This window comes from Dietzia natronolimnaea, assembly GCF_002289575.1.
Classification (GTDB): Bacteria; Actinomycetota; Actinomycetes; order Mycobacteriales; family Mycobacteriaceae; genus Dietzia; species Dietzia natronolimnaea_A.
The window spans coordinates 1-17,229 of record NZ_NTGA01000035.1 but is presented as its reverse complement, the minus strand read 5'-3'; the positions used below and the strand labels follow the sequence as shown (position 1 = coordinate 17,229).

The window sequence follows — 17,229 nt, the reverse complement described above, 5'->3', positions numbered from 1 at the left end:
GGTGGCCGCTGGTCTGCCCGTACCTCGTGATCACCGCCGACGCGGTGCACGTGGGGTGGAGCGTCGACGTGCTGGTCTGCGACGCCGACAGCTTCGGCCTCCTGCACTCCGAGATGGGAGTGGTGTACCGCGGGCAGGACCCGGGCCCTGCTCCGCAGCGCACCTTCGCCGACCACGTGCGCAGTAGCGCGGCAGGGGGAGTCCCGGCTGGTCCCGGGCAGGACGAGGACCGCCGTTGGTGGGCGGAGCGGGCCGGACGGCTACCCGCGGCGCCCGAGCTCACCGGCGGGGCTGCTCCCGGTGGGGCTGCTCCCGGTGGGGCGGCTCCCGGTGGGGCGGGGTCTGCCGAGCAGGTGCCGGTCGGGGGCTTCGCGCGGCACCGCTGGACCCTCGGGGCCGAACTGAGCGAGGCGGTCGTCCGCTCGAGCGCCCGCAAGCGGACAACGCCGGCCGCACTACTGCTCACCGCGTATGCCCACATGCTCCGCGAGATGTCCGGCCGATCGGACTTCTCCGTCATGCTCACGACCTTCGGGCGTCCGCCGGAGATGGCCGGCGTGATCGGGGAGTTCACCGAGCTCTCCCCGGTGGCACTGCACACCTCTGCCGATCCTCACGCCTCTCTTCACTCGGTGGCCGAGTCGCTGTTCGAGACGCTCGACCGGTCGAGCGTCTCGGGGATCGACGTTCTGGCCATGCGTAGTGCCCAGGAGGGTCGGCGGTTCTCGATACCGGTCGTGTTCACCAGCACCCTCGGCGGTCAGGACGAGTCGGGCTTCGACGACGACTGGTGCGGCGAGCTCCTCGGCGGGGTCAGCCAGACACCCCAGGTGGTGTTGGACCACCAGGCCTACCGCTGGGGTGGGAGCATCATCGCCCAGTGGGACTACCTCGCCTCGGCGGTCGACGCCGACCGACTCGCGCGGGCCGTCGCGGTGTACGGGGACGCGGTGCGCACCCTCGTGGGGGACACCGGCGCGGACCCGTCGGGCCAGGCAGACCCGTCAGGCCGGGCGGACCCATCGGGACGGGCGGACCCATCGGGCCGGGCGCCCGCACCGGCGGCGACGCCACTCGACCTGGTCCGGGGGGCCTGGGCCGACGTGCTGGACCTGGACCCGGCCGAGGTCAGCGCGGATGCGGACTTCCTGGCGCTGGGGGGCGACTCGCTCACCGCCGTGCGAACGGTGGCCGGCCTCCGAGCCGTCGGTGTCACGGTCGCCGTCGCCGACGTCCTCAACGGGGTGAGCCCCGAGGAGATCGCCCGCGAGGCGACAGCGGCGGGGTGGCGCATCGGCGATGCCGAACCCACGCCACTCGTCCGGGCGGAGCCGGGGCGGCCGTTCCCCCTGACCCCGCTGCAGCAGGCCTACTGGGTCGGTGCCCAGGGTGGCTGGCAGCTCTCCAATGACGCAGCGCACTTCGTCGTCGACTTCTTCGACCCGCTGTGCGACCCGGAAAAGCTCCGCGCGGCCGCTCGACGGCTCATCGATCACCAGCCGATGCTCCGCGCGGTGGTCACCGAGGACGGCTACCAGCGCGTCCTCGATCCCGACGACCCCCGGCTCGACGCCGATCCGGTCGAGATCGTGGACCTCACCGGGAACCCGGACGACGAGGTCGCCCGCGCGATCGCCGACACCCGATCGGCCTGGGAGGTCGACGGGCCCGACCCCGAGCAGTGGCCGACCTTCCGAATCCGGGCGCACCTGCTGCCCGGAGGCGGTGCCCGCGTCCATGTGGTGGCCGCGCTCGTGTTTGTGGACGGGTGGTCCTTCTACCTGTTCTTCGACCAGCTGCTCACCTTCCACGACGAGCCCAACGCCCACCTCCGGGCGCCCGAGGTGAGCTTCGCCGACCACGTGGCGACCCTCGAGGCGGGCGCGACGCGGCCGGCCGCACGTCGTGCACTGGAGAACTGGCGGCGCCGGCTGCCCGAGCTCCCGCAGGCCCCGCGCGTGCCCGTGCGGTCGGTGCCGGATCGGGTGCGGCGGATGGAACGCCGAGCCTTTCGGCTCGACGCCGACACCGCCTCGGCGTTCACCGAGCGGTGCCGCAGCGCCCGGGTCACCCCCACGGCGGTGTTCGGAGCGGCGTACTCCCGCGCGCTCGGCGAATGGTGCGAACAGGAGCGATTCCTGCTCACCGTCCTGTACTTCAACCGCCCGCCGATCTCCGGCGACATCGACCGGGTCCTGGGCGCGTTCTCCTCGACGGTGCTGGTGGACGTCGCGGTACCCGAGTCGTCCGACCCCGCGGTCCACGCCGGTGGTTTCGGGGACGCGGTCGGTCGCTCGCTCGACGACTCGGCGATCGACGGAGTCGACGTCGCGCGGGAGCTGTCGCGGCACCGGGGCACCCGCGGTCTGGTCTCCCCGGTCGTGTTCACCTCGACGCTGGGCTTCAGCGATCCCACGGCGCAGTCGGTGAACAGGCGCATCGACCCGACCGACGTGTGGGAGCGGGTGCGCACCCCCCAGGTCCTCGTGGACCTGCAGGTGGCGTCGGAACACGACCAGATCGTGTGCAACGTCGACTGCCCCGAGGTGGTCATCGATCCCGATGACCACCAGCGACTGATCGACCGGGTGCGGTCCTTCATCGACGACGTGCTGGAGGGCCGGGCCCTCGAACCCTCCGACTGGCCGCGGCCGGAAGGGGAAGACCAGGACCACTCCTCGCCGAGCGGCACCACGTACAGCACCGGGCCGAGGCCCCTGCGACTCGCCGGGGAGGCCACCCTCGCCCATGTTCGAGAGGCGGTGACGGCGCAGCTGGGGAGCACCCCCGGGGACTCGACCGACTTCTTCTCCGCGGGCGGAGATTCGCTCGGACTGGTGCGGGTCCTCGTGGATCTGCGCCGCCGCACCGGGCTGGTCGTGGCCCCGGCGGAGGCCGTGGTCGACCCCACCATCGAGCGCCTCGCGGCCCTGGTGGACGAGCGCCGCGAGGCCGATCCGGCGGAGCTCGCCCGCGGGCCGGAGACGCCGGCCCACCACGCTGTGCCGGCCCGGGTCAGCACGCTCGATCCGGACACCCACCTCGTGCCGATGTCCGGGCCCGGAGGTGGGCCCGTCTACCTGCTCCACCCGTCGGGCGGCGACATCCTGTGCTACTCCGACCTGGTCGCGGAACTCCCGGACCACCGCGTGCTGGCGCTTCCCGACCCCCGGTACTTCGACACCCCGATGCCGGACGATCTCTCGCTCGTCGTGGGCGCCTACGCCGACCTGCTCGAGGCGGCCCACCGCGGCGAGGACCATCCGTTGGTGATCGGCGGCTGGTCGATGGGGGGCACCCTCGCGCACGACGTGGCCGTGGAGCTGCAGGGCCGGGGCGTCCGCGTGGGAGGGGTGATCATGATCGACTCGACGACCCCGGACCGTATCCGGCGGATCGCAGGCCTCGCTCCGGGTGAGGTCGACGCCGAGGTGGCCCTGCGCTACCTGCGATCCGTCCAGGCTTTCGCTGGAGACGGTTTCCCGACGGAGCCGTCGGTCGGGTCCGCCGAGACGTCGATCCGGCGAGGTATGGCCGCGGCCGCGGATCCCGGCGCCCGAGGTGATGTGCTCGCCGACCAGTTGCGGGCCAATGGACTGGCCGCGACGGATGCCCGCCGGCGGCTGGAGGTGTTCACCTCCCACCTGGCAGGGCTCGCGGAGCATCAGGCCCGCTCACTCGAGGGCACCGGGGTGCCCGTCCTGCTGCTGCGCGCCGACGAGACCTCACCGGTGAATTCCGGCGTCGGCATGGGCGTGGACGACGCGGCGGGGTCGGAGGATCTGGGGTGGGGGGCCGCCCTCGGATCCGGCGCCACGATCCTCGGAGTCGACGCCCATCACTACTCGGTGCTCAGGAGCCCCGCCGTGGAGCGGATCGGGTCGGCGATCCGGGAGTTCCTCGCCGCCGTTCGCAGCGCTGACGTGGCCGGGGCCGAGCGGTGAGCGGGACGCTGACGAGCGCCCAGGTCGACCGGGTGGACGCGTGGTCGGCGGTGTACGACGAGATTTACACCGACGGCCACGCCCGCGGCACCGCAGCCGATGGTCTCGAGGGGTGGGTCGACGCGCTGTCCGGTCGTCCTCTGCCCGCCGAGATCATGTGGGAGTGGCGGGACGCCACGGTCGACCGCCTGCGGGGCCTGCGTCCGGTGCGCATACTCGACGTGGGAATAGGCACCGGGATGATCGCCCGGGCCCTGGCATCGGAGGTGAGGTCGTACCACGCGGTGGACCTCACCCTCGCCGGCGTCCGCGACCTCCTCGACGATCCGGGGCGGCCCTCCGGTCTCACCTTCGATCGGCGGGCTGCGCACGAGCTGAGCCCGCAGTTGCTACCCGGGGACCGGCCGGACCTCATCCTCCTCAACAGTGTCGTCCACTACTTCCCCGACGGGGACTACCTCGAGGTGGTGCTCACCGGCCTGCTAGACCTGTTGGCTCCCGGTGGGGTGCTGTTCCTCGGAGATCTGCGCGACGCCCGCCGTGACGCGCGGCGGTTGCGCGAGCGCGCGCTGAGATCGGAGCCGTGGGCGGGACCGGGCCGGCTCGACGCACTGGTCGCGGACCTCGCTCGACGGGACCGCGAACTCGCGCTCGACCCCTGGGAGCCGGGGCGATCCCTCGGGGTGGAGACCACCGTGATGGCGCGCTGTCTGCAGGACAGTGATCTCGCCCGGTACCGCGTGGACGTCCTGCTCCGGCCCGAGGGCTCCGCCGGACCCGGCGGCGGCGCTCGTGCCACCCACAGGTGGGAGGACCTGGGCGACGACGAACGTCGTCGGGAGGTCGGAGCCCGCGCGGTCCTGAGGGCGGGCGGGGTGGTGGACGTACCGGACGGCCTGGTGTGCCCCTTCGGTCCCTCGGCGCTGGAGGCCTCGGCGTGGACCCCGGCGGGTGGCGCCGGAGTGCATATGAGCCGGGAGTTGCCGGACCGTTTGATCCTCACCTCCCGCCCGCTCGCCCCGACCGGCCATCGGAGAGGAGAGCCGCAGTGAGCGCCTCGGGATTCGACTATCGTGCCGTGCCACGGTTGGTGCGCCCCCACCTCGGCGGGTCCCGCCGCCTGCTCGCGGCCGCGGTGGCGCTCGCCGTGGTGTCCGCCTTCGCGGAGCTCGCGGTGCCCTACGCCGTCTACCGTCTGCTCGTGCACCTGGTGGTGGGACACGGGGGGATGGCGGCGCCCCAGGCGGTCGCTCTCGCCGCTGCGGGGGTCGCCGTCACCTATCTCACCTTCGGTGCCGCGACCGCGCTGGCGCACCGTGCCGCCTTCGACGTGATCGCGCGGATCCGCATCACCCTCGGCGACGCATGGTCCGGGGCGGACCTGTCCGACCTGTCGGACCGTCACACCGCCTCCGCCCGCTCGGCCGCGGGGGAGGAGGTCGAGCGTCTCGAGGGGATCCTGGCGCACGGCGTCCCGGAGTTCGCGGCCAGTGTGACGGTGTGGCTCGCCATGACGGTGTGGCTCCTGGGTGAGGACTGGCGGTTGGCCCTGGCGTGCGCGGCGGTGGCCCCGCTGGCCTTCTGGACGATGCGGCGGGCGATGCGGTCCAACGCCCACCGGATGGGCGAGTTCGTCGAGGCCAACGCGGCGATGGGTCGGGCGATGATGGACCAGCTCACCGCCCTCGCGGAGATCAGGGTCTTCGGCGCGCGGACGTCGGGGTCGACGGCCGTGTCCGCGATCCCACGCACCGCGAGCCTCCAGTCCGCGTGGGGAGCGGCGTTCCTCCGGTGGGGCGCCTGGTTCTCGCCTCTGGTCACCGCCACCCCGGCGGTCGTCGCGGTGCTCGGGGCCTGGTTGCTCGCTGCCGGGAGGCTCGAGGTGGAGACGTTCCTGCTTTTGGTCGTCCTGGCCCCGGCCTACACGGTTCCGCTCGTCACACTCTTCTACCGGATGCACTCGCTTCCCCTCGCGGCGGCGAGCGCCCGAGCGGTCGAGGAGCAGCTCGACCTGTCCCCGCTTGAACTGGCCCCTCTCGATTTAGCCCCGCTCGACCCTGCCCCGCCGTCGCCGACGACCGTGGCCAGCCGGGAGCCGAGGGACCGCGCGGTGGTCGTCGACGGCCTCGACTTCGGTCACCGGGGGCGGGAGAGCACGCTCCGACGGGTCTCGTTCCGGGTCCCGGAGGGTGCGACGGTCGCCCTCGTGGGGGAGTCCGGATCGGGCAAGACGACCCTGTTGGAGGTGATCGCCGGGGTGAGGAGACCACCAGTCGGTGAGGTCACGCTCGGGGGCGTGCCCACCGCGGACCTCCTGGGCGCCCCCGGCCGCCGTTGGGTGAGCCTGGCCGCCCAGAATCCCCTGCTGTTCGCCGGCTCGATCGGGGAGAACCTCCGGATGGGGGCGCCCGACGCCCCCGACGGTCTCCTGCTCGACGCGCTGGAAGCCGTCGGTCTCCTCGGGGAGCTCGGGGACCCGGTCCTCGAGCGGCGTCTCGGCGAGTCGGGGGCGGGTCTGTCCGGGGGGCAGCGGCAGCGTCTCGCGCTCGCGCGGGCCCTCGTCGTCGACGCCTGGCTGGTGCTGATGGACGAGCCGACCGCCTCGGTCGACCCGCTCACCGAGGACGAGTTGTGGGAGTCGATCTCGCGGTGGTGTCGGGGGAGGACGCTCGTGATGGCGACCCACCGGATCGCGCTGGCCCGCCGGGCGGATCACATCGTGGTGCTCGACCGGGGCGCGATCGCCGAGCAGGGCACCCACGACGACCTGCTCGGCCGCGGCGGGCTCTATGCCGAGTTGACCGAGGCCGAGTCGCGGGCGGGGGCGGGGATCCGATGAGCGGCGTGGGCACGATGTGGCGGATCGCCGGGGCCGAACGGGTCCGAGTCCTGCGCGGGGTGGGGTGGCGGATCGTCCAGTCCCTGCTCGGCGGGCTGCTCTACGGGGTGCTGATCACCCTCGTCGTCGATCTGGCGCGCGGCGGGCAGGTCGACGCGGACCGGGCCGTGCAGGTGACCGTGGTGGCCGCGGTGACGCTCGTCGGACAACTGCTCGCCTCGTATCTGGCCGCCAGGGATTCCTGGTTGGCCTCCTACCGGGTGTCCGCTCATGTCCGCGAGTGGGTGCTCGAGCACCTGCTCCGCGTGCCCGTCCCGACGGCCACCGGTCGCCGCCGCGGGGAGATCCAGGCCCTGCTCACCGGTGACATGCAGCAGATCGAGGACTTCCTGTCCGAAGGGTTGCCCAAGCTGGGTCAGGCTCTCGGGCTGCCGGTCGTCGTCGTGGTGGCCGCGGCCGTCTACGACCCGGTCGTCGCTCTCGTGCTCACCGGCGCCGTCCTCGCGGCGATCCCGGCGACCGTGTGGGCGGGGACCCGGACGACTGCCGCCGCCCGGGAGCGGACCGCCCTGCAGGCCGAGTCCTCGGCGCGGTTCGTCGACGTGCTCACCGGGATCACGGTGTGGAGGGTCCTCGCGGCGCCGGGACGGATCGCCGACATCCTCCGCGCGACCGCGCTGGACCTGCGCGACTCCTCGGTGCGGATGCTCGCCAAGCTGATCCCCCCGCTGATGCTGGCCACGGCCGTCCTCATGGCCGGGGTGCCGGTCCTGATGGCGGTGGTGGCCGGCCGAGGGACGGAGCTCGCGGTCGGGTTCCTCCTCGTGGCGATCGCGGTCTATCGACCTCTGGTGGCCGCCCTGTCGGTGGGGGAGCAGTGGCACGTGACCCGCGCGGCCCTGGAGCGGCTGCGAGCGGTGGCCGAGATCCCGCAGCTTCCCGAGCCGGCGCAGCCCCGGACGCCCCGAGGCGTCGAGGTGCGGTTCGACGGCGTGGGATACGACTATCCGGACGGCACCCCGGCGCTTCGGGGGATCGATCTGGAACTCCCCGAGAAGGGGATGGTCGCTGTGGTGGGCCACTCGGGCAGCGGCAAGTCCTCGCTCGGTGGCCTGTTCTCACGCGTCGACGACCCCAGCATCGGGTCGGTGCGGATCGGCGGAGTGGACGTCCGCGAGATCGCCCCGGGGACCCTCGCGGCCACGGTGACCCAGGTGTTCCAACAGACCCACCTGGTGCCGGGGACGGTGGCCGAGAACATCGCTCTCGGTCGCCCCGACGCCGACCGTGCCGACATCGTCGACGCGGCCACGCGGGCGCAGCTCCACGCCGCGATCAGCGACCTGCCCCACGGATACGACACGCGTCTGGGGGAGGACGGAGCCGGATTATCCGGGGGACAGCGGCAGCGCGTGGCCATCGCCCGGGCCCTGCTCGTGGATGCACCGGTCGTAGTGCTGGACGAGCCCACCTCGGCCCTGGACACCCGCACCGAGAGCGAGGTCTCGGAGGTGATCGCCGAGCTGGCCCGCGGACGATCCGTCCTGCTCATCGCGCATCGCCTCGGCACGGTCACCCGAGCCGACGAGATCGTCGTCCTGGAGCAGGGGCGGGTGATCGAGCGCGGTACCCATGCGCAGCTGCTGAGCACGGACGGGCGGTATCGACGGATGTGGGACCGGGTCGAACCGGCCGGTGATCCCGCCCAGAGGAGTCCCGCCCAGAAGAGCCCCGCCCGGAACGGGCCCCGCGCCCGGTCGCCAGCGGGGACGGATGAGAGGAGCAGACGATGACGAAGTCCCATCACCCGGAGGTCCCGCCGTGCCCGAACCCCGGCGACCGACCGCAGAACGCTTTCACGGTGATGTACTGCGGCACGTGCGGCGGGCAGAGGGAGTCCGCGCTGCTCCAGGCCCTGAGCCGGGCGGTGGGCCGCTCTGCCCACGGAGTGCTGGCGCGCGCCACCTGCCTCTTCGGCGGCAGGTGTGGGGCCGCACGGGAGTCGAACGCGGACGGCCCCGTCGTCCTGGTGCAACGGTGCCATCGCGTCACCCGCGAGCCCCGAGGACACGTGGTGACCGTCGGACCGGTGCGGACGACCCCGGAGGTGAACGGACTGATCCGGTGGCTCGAGACCTCCGATCTCACGGTGGACGAACTCCCGCTGCCTCTCCGGCGAGCGCACTACGAGCGGGTGGCGTCGAGGAACTGATCGGGGACGTCGCCCGGCGGATGCCATGAATCATCCGGTGTTGGCGACGTGCGATCGACGCGGGTGACGGCTCGGTCGCCGTGCGGCCCGAACAGAGGCAGGATCTCCTCGGCGGTGTCATCGGCCGCACCGGCCACCAGCTCAAGGCGTCCGGGACCGGCCAGTCCGCGGCGACCGGGCGCAGTGCCGCACTGGCTGCGACCCGCGCCGCCGTCACCGCCGAACCTGGGGCGATCACCATGGCGGACCTGGTGGACGTCGACGCCGCGGTGGCTTCAGTGGAGGCGCTACGGCTATCGGAGGTCCAATAAAGGTAACGGGCGGGGTCGTTGCGCCGGTTGAGTGCGGGCCCCGAGACTGGACGTCACATGTGGTGGGGCGGTGTGAAACGGCCGTTGCCGGGTGCGAGAGGCCCCGCCCGATTCGGCTAGCGACTCTAGCGCGAGACGGAACCGCTGGGGAAGGATCCCGAGGGCCGCCCATCGACGATCGAGGAAAAGCCGTGCTGCCCGCTTTCGACCTTCACGACCACCGAGCCCATACCGCCCTCGACCATAACGGGTATTGCAGAGGCAGTGGCTTCGGGAGCGGCAGGCCCAGGATGTCGAGACCGGAGACCCGCTAGGCCCGGAGGCCGAGGCGTGAAGAATGACAAGTTGAGGGTAGGCATCGCTCTCGGCCTTGCGATCGGAACCGCGTTCGGTCTGGCGATGGAGAACATCGGCGCCGGCATCGCGATCGGCATGGCCATCGGTATTGCCTTCGGAGCAGCTCTGTCCGGCGGCGATGAAGACGAGGGCGAGGCGGGGAAGGGTTCGTCGCCCGACTCGGAGGACAAGGGCCACCAAGGCCTCGGCAGGATCGCCGCCGAAAAGAATGAAGATCCCGGAGACGACCGGGACGGAGCGTGATCCCCCGTCGGGACTCACGCAGGAGCGGCTGCTATTGCAGGAACCGTTGCATGGGCCCAAACAAAAACGGCGGGCGACGTGCACGATGTGCAGGTCACCCGCCGATTCCAGTGGGGTGGCTGACGGGACTCGAACCCGCGACAGCCAGGATCACAACCTGGTGCTCTACCAACTGAACTACAGCCACCATCGCCGTCCTCGCGAACAGCGTTGACGATGTTACCCGGTCTGAGCCCCGGTCAGGAAATCGGGAGGTGTCGACGCGGACCGGACCCGCACACGGGCGGCAGGGGCTCAGTTGACCGGGGGCAGGGCACTGGCCGCCGCGCGCACCTCGTCGGTGGTCGGACCGGGCTGGGGCACGAACGCCGTGGCGCGGTAGTACTTCAGCTCGCGGATCGACTCCTTGATGTCGGCCAGCGCGCGGTGGGACATGCCTTTCTCTGGCTGGCCGAAGTAGATGCGCGGGTACCAGCGGCGGCACAGCTCCTTGATCGAGCTCACGTCGATCATCCGGTAGTGCAGGTAGGAGTTGAGCTCGGGCATGTCCCGGGCGAGGAACCCTCGGTCGGTGCCGATCGAGTTGCCGGCCAGCGGAGCGGTCCCGCCCACCGGGACCCACGCCCGGACGTAATCGAGGACCAGCTTCTCGGCCTCCGCCACCGTCACGGCGGAGGCGCGGATCTCCTCGGTCAGCCCCGACGAGGAGTGCATGTCCCGCACGACCGGCAGCATCGCCGCGAGCTTGGCATCGGAGGCGTGGATGACGATGTCCACGCCCTCGCCGAGGACATTGAGTTCCGAGTCGGTGACCAGTGCGGCGATCTCCACCAGCGCGTCGTTGGTGGTGTCGAGGCCCGTCATCTCGCAGTCGATCCACACGATCCGGTCGTTCTTGGATTCCTTGTGGGGCGTGGGGCTCGACGTCGCGACGGCGGTGGGAGCAGGGCTCGACTCTGGCATCGTTCGACTATATCGCCGCACGAGGTGCTGACCGGACCCGGAGGATCAGCCCCGGCCCTGTCGCGTATCGCCGGCAGAGGCTGCGGTGATCGCTGCGTAGACGGCTGCGACCGCAAAAGCGAGCCCGTAGGCCATCCGACCGGAGGGCGGGAGGAAGAACTGCGGAAGGAACAGCGTCGCGATCACCGCGAGCGGAACAAACGCCACTGCCACTCGACCCGGCTGGTGCAGCCGACGCCACGAGAGGGCCGCCACGACGCCGGCCACCGCCAGGGCGATCAGCCCCACCGCGAAGAGGGCCATGGCCGTGGGGTTGTCGCGGACAGCCGGCACCAGATCGAGGGCTCCGGGGTCGCCTTCCAGGGCCCTGCTCCCGATCTCGTGCAGCGCGAACGCCTCGGCGCCGTAGTAGGGAAGGACGAGCGCGGCACCGACGGGGCCCGCCCACCGGAGCGGGCTCGTGGTGAGGAGGGACCAGAGCGCGGCGAGGACGACGAGGGAGGCCGCTCCCGCCAGGTGGGAGACGATCCACAGGGGCGAGGAGAACGCCTCCGCCGCGGCGAGGGTGTCCCCTCCGTCGGCATCGCCGTAGGGGCGTAGCAGGAGGTACACGGCCATGAGGGCGCCAGCGGTGACGGCGAGGACGGTGATGTGTGATCGCGGGATCGTGGTGGGGGTCGACCTGGTCATTGGTCCTCCGGAATAAAGAGAGAGCGGCGCTCTCGTTTGTCTGAGGTAGACGGTAGGCCCCCGTTGCCGTCCATTTCAAGAGCGGTGCTCTCTTTTTTCTGGAAGGATCACGGCATGGGAAAGCGAGACGAGGCCAGGGGCGAGACGATCGAGCGAATCCTCGCCGCCGCGCGCGAGGAGATCGCGCGGGCCGGTGGGGTGGGCTTGTCGATGCGCTCAGTCGCCCGCGAGGTCGGGATGGTCTCCTCCGCGATCTACCGCTACTTCCCGTCGCGGGAGGACCTGGTCACCGCGATGATTCTCGAGAGCTACCGGGGCCTGGCCGACGCTCTCCGCAAGGCTGAGGCTGAGGCGGACTCCGAGGCCGAGGCCGAGGCTGCGGACGAGGCCGATGAGGCCGCAACCGGGAGTCCCGACGCCGGCTCCGACGCCGAACGGTGGCGCCGTCTCGCGGACGCCCTCCGCAGGTGGGGACTGCGAGCACCGCACGAGTTCCAGCTCATCTACGGCACGCCGATCCCCGGTTATGTGGCACCGGCCGAGACGATCCCGGCCGCGGGGGAGGTGGCGGGGCCATTTCTGGCCTGCCTCCGGTCCCGGCAGGTCGCCGGGTTCGAACTCCCCGGCGATGGCGGTGGGATGCACGCTTTCGCAGAGGACGTCGGCGTCACTCCGTCGGCTGCGGCAGCGGTTGTCGCGGCGATCTCCGAACTCGTCGGCTTCGTCGGACTCGAGCTCGCGGGGCACTTCGTGGGCCTGGCCGACCCGGCCGACGATCTGTACGGTTTAGTGGCCGCCCGTCAGGTGCGTGACCTGGGACTGGAGTAGGCGGCAGGCCGTCGAGTACCGATTCCGGGCCCGCCACCCGGACCACCGGCTGGCGATTCAGGCCTCGGCCTGCCCCTCGCCGAGCTTGGCGTAGAACCGACCCACCACAGGGGCCATGAGCGCACGCGGGGTGTAGTTGCCCGCCACGGACATGGCCTGGCCCAGCGGGCCCGGGACCACGCGCATCTTGTTCCGGGCGAGCGCGTCCAGGGAGATCCGGGCGGTGTAGGTGGTGTCCACCCAGAAGCGGTCGGGGACCAGGCGGTCGACGAAGGTCTTGTCCTCCTCGGCGATCTCCTCGGTGCGTACCGGGCCGGGCGCCAGCAGCGTGACGTTGACCCCGGAGTCCTTGAGCTCGCCGCGAAGTGACTCGGAGAAGGTGTTGAGGAACGCCTTGGTCGCGGCGTAGGTGGCGTTGTTGGGGATCGGCATGTTGCCGGCCGCCGAGCCGACGTTGAGGATTGCGCCCGAGCGACGCTCCACCATTCCGGGCAGGACCGCCAGGACGAGGTCGTGGCAGGCGACTGCGTTGACCTGCACTTGGCTCTTCTCGTAGTGCGGATCGAGCGTGGCGACCGGGCCGAATGAGGCGATGCCGGCGTTGTTGCACAGGATCGAGACCTCGCGGCCCGCCAGTTCCTCCAGAAGCGGTGCCCGCTCGGCCGGATCGGACAGGTCGCAGGCCCGCACCTCGACCGTCACCCGGAACTGGCCCTCCAACCGCTCCTTGAGCTCCTGCAGCACCTCCCCGCGCCGCGCCACCACGATCAGGGAATGCCCGCGGCGGGCCAACTCGGCGGCCAGCGCCATGCCGATCCCGGAGGAGGCGCCGGTGACGACAGCACGATTCGTCGCGGTGGGCAGGGGAAGCGGCATCATGCGTCCTCGGGTCAGGTGGTCAGGGCCGAGGGTGAGCGTACCGGCGAGGGTGCGAGACGGGGGAGTCGGTGACGACGACCGACGCCGCCGCGGTGAAGGTGGACGCCCGGCACCGGGGCCCTTCAACAGTGACCCCCACCTCCGCTCTCGAGACCCTGGATGTACCGCCACCCACTAGGTTCGAGGGCGTGAGCAGCACCGGGTCACCGCCCCCTCCAGAGACCGCGACCTCGTCGTCGTCGCCCTTTCCGCCCGATCCCCGCCTCGCGCGCTCGTCATCGCCCGATCCCCGTCCCGCGACCCGCGGTCAGGTCTTCTCCTGGGCCATCTGGGACTGGGGCTCGGCGGCGTTCAACGCGGTGATCGTCACCTTCGTCTTCTCCGTCTATCTGACCGACTCGGTCGGGGCGGACCTCGACGGTCCGTTCTCGGCCGCGACGTGGCTGTCGATCGCGATAGCGCTGGCCGGGCTGGTGATCGCGGTGACCGCGCCGGTGATGGGCCAGCGCGCGGACCGTGGCGGGCGTCGCCGGCGCTCGCTGGCGATCTGGACCTACCTCACGGTGGCCTTGACCGCGCTGATGGTCCTCGTCGACGCGGACGCGCCCTACCCGTGGTTCTTCGTGGGGCTGCTGCTGCTGGCCCTGGGGTCCATCACGTTCGAGTTCGCGGAGGTGTCCTACTTCGCCATGCTCCGGCAGGTCTCCACCCCGGCCACCGTCGGACGGGTCTCGGGATTCGGGTGGGCGATGGGTTACTTCGGTGGGATCTTCTTGCTGCTCACCGCGTTTCTCGGCTTCATCTCCGGCGACGGCGACGAGCGGGGCCTGCTGGGCATCTCCACCGACGGCGGCCTCAACGTGCGCCTGGTGTGCCTGGTCGCGGCGGTGTGGTTCGCGGTGTTCGCGCTGCCCGTGCTGCGGTCGGTGCCGGAGAACCGGCCCCGGGTGAGGTCTGGCGGCGACGCCGAGAACGGTGAGGTCGACGACGACGGTCAGGGCGACGACGACAAGGTGGGCCTCGGCGAGTCCTATCGCATCCTCTGGCGGGACCTCAAGGCACTGTGGCGCCGGGATCCGCGGACCGTGAAGTTCCTCGTTGCCAGTGCCATCTTCCGCGATGGGCTGGCGGGGGTGTTCACCTTCGGGGCGATCTTGGCAGTCACGGTGTACGGGCTCGCGCCGGGCGACGTGCTGATCTTCGGGGTGGCGGCCAACGTGGTGGCAGCCCTGGGGGCGGCGGTCGCGGGAGTCGCGGACGACCTGGTGGGGCCGAAGGTGGTGATCATCGGTTCACTCGCGGCGATGCTCGGCACCATGACCGTCCTGCTGTTCGTCGACGGCACCGCCATGTTCTGGATCTTCGGCCTGCTCATGTGCCTGTTCGTGGGCCCGGCGCAGTCCGCCTCGCGGTCCTTCCTGGCCCGCCTCGCGCCGCCCGGCGGCGACGGCCAGATGTTCGGCCTCTACGCCACCACCGGGCGGGCGGTCTCGTTCCTCGCGCCGGCGTTGTTCGGGCTGTTCACGTGGGGTTTCGGCACCGACCGCGCGGGGATTGCCGGCATCGCGCTGGTCCTGCTCATTGGACTGCTCCTGCTGCTGCCCGTGCGCACCCCGACCCGCGCCGAGACGTCGGCCACCTGGGCCGGCACCGCCTGATCGCGGCACCGTCCTGACTGGTCGCGGCACCCTGCCGCCTGGCCTGATCGCGGCACCCTGACTTGTGCGCCCCCTTCGGCCTGCGTGTCGAAAGTGCACACTCTCGGCTGATCTGCGCGGCGCTACTGGTCCATAGAGGACACACAAGTCGGGGCGGACCTTCGGGGCCGGAACGGGTCGGCCCCTACAGCGGGCTGAGGACTGCCGGGGCGGCAGGCGGGCCGTCGGGTCCGGTGCCCGGCCACCCCGAGGTGCGCGTGCGCAAAGGTCCCAAGCCGCCGCACAAGTGTGCGGAATGCGGTCGAAGAGCACGCATAAGCCGAAGAGGACGCATAAGTCAGGGGGGCGAGGCTGAGGTGCCGAAGCAGAGGGCGAAGCGGAGGCGGCCGGGGTGGGTTCGGAAGGCGCGGCAGAGGCGCTCCTTGCCAGGCCACCCCCGGGCGCTTAGAGGGCGCCGGACGTGAGGAGGTCGAGCACTCCCGCGGCGTCGTCGGCGATGTGGGAGAACCCCGCCTCGCGCAGTTCGGCGTCCCCGATACCGCCCGTCCGCACGGCCACCGAGCGGATGCCCAGCTTTCCGGCCGCGATCGCGTCCCACGTCGCGTCACCCACCATGACCGCGTCCTTGGCATCGACGCCGGAGCGTTCGAGCGCGATCGCCACGATGGTGGGATCGGGCTTGGCCTGGTCGACGTCCTCGCCGGTGGTCACGGCGTCCACGTGGTCGTCGACATCGAGAAGCTCTCTGGCCTGTTCGAACTCCGACGGTGCCGCTGACGTCGCGAGGACGACGATCCAGCCCTCCTCCTTGGCGCCGCGGATGAGGTCACGGCCACCCGGGAGCAGGCGCAGCGACGCCTCCGCGTAGTACTCCGAATGCAGATCCTTGGCCCGGCTCGCCACGCGATCGCGGTCCTCGTCGTCGTCGACACCAGCGAGATCCAGGAGCTCGGACACCAACGTCGACCCGTCCTTGCCGATCCGGTGGTGCACCTCCACGAACGGCACCGGTGCGCCGGCCTCGGCCAGGGCGCGGTGCCAGGTCCAGACGTGGACGTAGGTGGAGTCGACCAGGGTGCCGTCGACGTCGAGTAGCAGGGCGCGCGGTGTGGTGGTCATGCGTCCGACCGTGCCCCGCCCCCGTGAGGCAGGCAACCGGTGGCCCCCGCCCGGGTGGCGACCGGTGGCGACGTGGCCGGGCCCGGCGCACGCTCGAATCCATGACACGCTTCGGATACACGCTCATGACCGAACAGTCCGGCCCCAAGGAACTCGTGCGCTACGCCGCCAAGGCCGAACAGGCGGGATTCGACTTCGAGGTGGCCTCGGACCACTATTTTCCGTGGCTGTCCTCGCAGGGGCACGCGCCCTACGTGTGGAGCGTCCTGGGCGCTGTGGCGCACGTGACCGAGCGGGTGGATCTGTGCACATACGTGACGTGCCCGATCCTGCGCTACCACCCCGCCGTGGTGGCGCAGAAGGCCGCGACCGTGCAGATCATGTCCGACGGCCGGTTCATGCTGGGCATCGGCGCGGGGGAGAACCTCAACGAGCACGTGGTGGGGCAGCGGTGGCCCTCGGTTGACGAACGCCACGAGATGACGGTGGAGGCACTGGAGATCATGGGCGAGCTGTTCGACGGCGGCCTGGTGACCTACTCCGGCGAGCACTTCCGGGTGGACTCCGCCCGCCTGTGGGACCTGCCCCAGAAGCGGTTGCCGATCGGCGTGGCCGCCGGCGGGGAGAAGGCCGTCACCCGACTCGGGCCGCTCGCCGATCACCTCATCGCCACCGAGCCGGAGCCCGCCCACATCGAGAACTGGAACGCGCTCGACGGGCAGAAGAAGATCGGTGACGGTGCCCGGGCGATCGCCCAGATCCCCATCAGCTGGGACCCCGAGTCGGAGAAGGCGGCAATCGAGCGCGCACACGACCAGTTCCGCTGGTTCGCCGGAGGCTGGGCCGCCAACGCCGACCTGCCCACCACCGCCGGGTTCGCCGCGGCCACCAAGTTCGTCCGGCCCGAGGATGTGGCCGAGCAACTCCCGTGCGGGCCCGACCTGGACGCGATCGTCGACAAGATCCGGCCCTACTGGGAGGCCGGGTACACCGACGTCGCGCTGATCCAGATCGGTGACTCCACCCTGGACCGGTTCCTCGAGGAGGCCGCCGAGCCGCTGCTCGCGCGGTTGCGGGAGGCCTCGCCGAACTGAAGGTCGGCGGGCCTGCCGGTCTGGAGGCCCTGCGGGCGGAAACGCGCCGCCGGGGCCTAGCTGTTCTGCCCACGCAGGTTAGGTACGCGGTC

14 protein-coding genes and 1 tRNA gene are annotated in these 17,229 nt (G+C 71.4%); 10 read left to right on the top strand and 5 right to left on the bottom strand.

What is annotated here, in order from left to right; genetic code table 11:
- Positions 1–26: 26 nt before the first annotated feature.
- The 7 genes from CEY15_RS16250 (at position 27) to CEY15_RS16220 (ending at position 9,906) form a co-directional block, all read left to right on the top strand.
- Positions 27–3,944 (top strand): condensation domain-containing protein, encoded by a 3,918-nt coding sequence (locus tag CEY15_RS16250; protein WP_095719303.1) that lies wholly within the window; start codon positions 27–29, stop codon positions 3,942–3,944.
- Positions 3,941–4,996 carry a class I SAM-dependent methyltransferase gene (locus tag CEY15_RS16245; RefSeq protein ID WP_095719302.1) on the top strand — a complete coding sequence of 352 codons (1,056 nt, stop codon included), beginning with the start codon at positions 3,941–3,943 and terminating at the stop codon, positions 4,994–4,996. The genes CEY15_RS16250 and CEY15_RS16245 overlap by 4 nt, the downstream gene beginning before the upstream one ends.
- A complete protein-coding gene (locus CEY15_RS16240; protein WP_176475157.1) occupies positions 4,993–6,783 on the top strand; it encodes an ABC transporter ATP-binding protein in 1,791 nt (596 codons plus the stop codon). Before CEY15_RS16245 ends, CEY15_RS16240 begins: the two co-directional genes overlap by 4 nt.
- The gene (locus tag CEY15_RS16235) at positions 6,780–8,576 is read left to right on the top strand and encodes an ABC transporter ATP-binding protein (protein WP_095719300.1); all 1,797 of its coding nucleotides are present in this window, start codon (positions 6,780–6,782) and stop codon (positions 8,574–8,576) included. The genes CEY15_RS16240 and CEY15_RS16235 overlap by 4 nt, the downstream gene beginning before the upstream one ends.
- Positions 8,573–8,995 (top strand): hypothetical protein, encoded by a 423-nt coding sequence (locus tag CEY15_RS16230; RefSeq protein ID WP_095719299.1) that lies wholly within the window; start codon positions 8,573–8,575, stop codon positions 8,993–8,995. Before CEY15_RS16235 ends, CEY15_RS16230 begins: the two co-directional genes overlap by 4 nt.
- An 80-nt stretch (positions 8,996–9,075) precedes the next feature.
- Positions 9,076–9,306 carry a hypothetical protein gene (locus CEY15_RS16225; RefSeq protein WP_095719298.1) on the top strand — a complete coding sequence of 77 codons (231 nt, stop codon included), beginning with the start codon at positions 9,076–9,078 and terminating at the stop codon, positions 9,304–9,306.
- 330 nt (positions 9,307–9,636) lie between these two features.
- Positions 9,637–9,906 (top strand): hypothetical protein, encoded by a 270-nt coding sequence (locus tag CEY15_RS16220; protein ID WP_095719297.1) that lies wholly within the window; start codon positions 9,637–9,639, stop codon positions 9,904–9,906.
- 111 nt (positions 9,907–10,017) lie between these two features.
- Here CEY15_RS16220 and CEY15_RS16215 read toward each other — a convergent pair.
- The 3 genes from CEY15_RS16215 to CEY15_RS16205 form a co-directional block, all read right to left on the bottom strand.
- Positions 10,018–10,093, bottom strand: a tRNA-His gene (locus CEY15_RS16215).
- A gap of 107 nt (positions 10,094–10,200) precedes the next feature.
- Entirely contained in the window at positions 10,201–10,869 is a 669-nt protein-coding gene (orn, locus tag CEY15_RS16210) for an oligoribonuclease (RefSeq protein ID WP_095719296.1), read from the bottom strand.
- 45 nt (positions 10,870–10,914) lie between these two features.
- The gene (locus tag CEY15_RS16205; RefSeq protein WP_095719295.1) at positions 10,915–11,559 is read right to left on the bottom strand and encodes a hypothetical protein; all 645 of its coding nucleotides are present in this window, start codon (positions 11,557–11,559) and stop codon (positions 10,915–10,917) included.
- Between the two features lie 114 nt (positions 11,560–11,673).
- Between CEY15_RS16205 and CEY15_RS16200 the strand changes: the two genes are divergently transcribed.
- Positions 11,674–12,387, top strand: coding sequence for a TetR/AcrR family transcriptional regulator (locus CEY15_RS16200; RefSeq protein WP_095719294.1), 714 nt, complete (start codon positions 11,674–11,676; stop codon positions 12,385–12,387).
- A gap of 57 nt (positions 12,388–12,444) precedes the next feature.
- Here the strand turns inward: CEY15_RS16200 and cmrA are convergent, their stop codons facing one another.
- Positions 12,445–13,263, bottom strand: a complete 819-nt coding sequence (cmrA, locus tag CEY15_RS16195; protein WP_095719313.1) for a mycolate reductase — start codon at positions 13,261–13,263, stop codon at positions 12,445–12,447.
- 329 nt (positions 13,264–13,592) lie between these two features.
- Between cmrA and CEY15_RS16190 the strand changes: the two genes are divergently transcribed.
- Positions 13,593–14,924 (top strand): MFS transporter, encoded by a 1,332-nt coding sequence (locus CEY15_RS16190; RefSeq protein WP_176475159.1) that lies wholly within the window; start codon positions 13,593–13,595, stop codon positions 14,922–14,924.
- Between the two features lie 444 nt (positions 14,925–15,368).
- Here the strand turns inward: CEY15_RS16190 and CEY15_RS16185 are convergent, their stop codons facing one another.
- Positions 15,369–16,043 (bottom strand): HAD family hydrolase, encoded by a 675-nt coding sequence (locus tag CEY15_RS16185; RefSeq protein WP_095719293.1) that lies wholly within the window; start codon positions 16,041–16,043, stop codon positions 15,369–15,371.
- A gap of 101 nt (positions 16,044–16,144) precedes the next feature.
- Between CEY15_RS16185 and CEY15_RS16180 the strand changes: the two genes are divergently transcribed.
- Positions 16,145–17,137, top strand: a complete 993-nt coding sequence (locus tag CEY15_RS16180; RefSeq protein ID WP_095719292.1) for a TIGR03557 family F420-dependent LLM class oxidoreductase — start codon at positions 16,145–16,147, stop codon at positions 17,135–17,137.
- Positions 17,138–17,229: the final 92 nt, after the last annotated feature.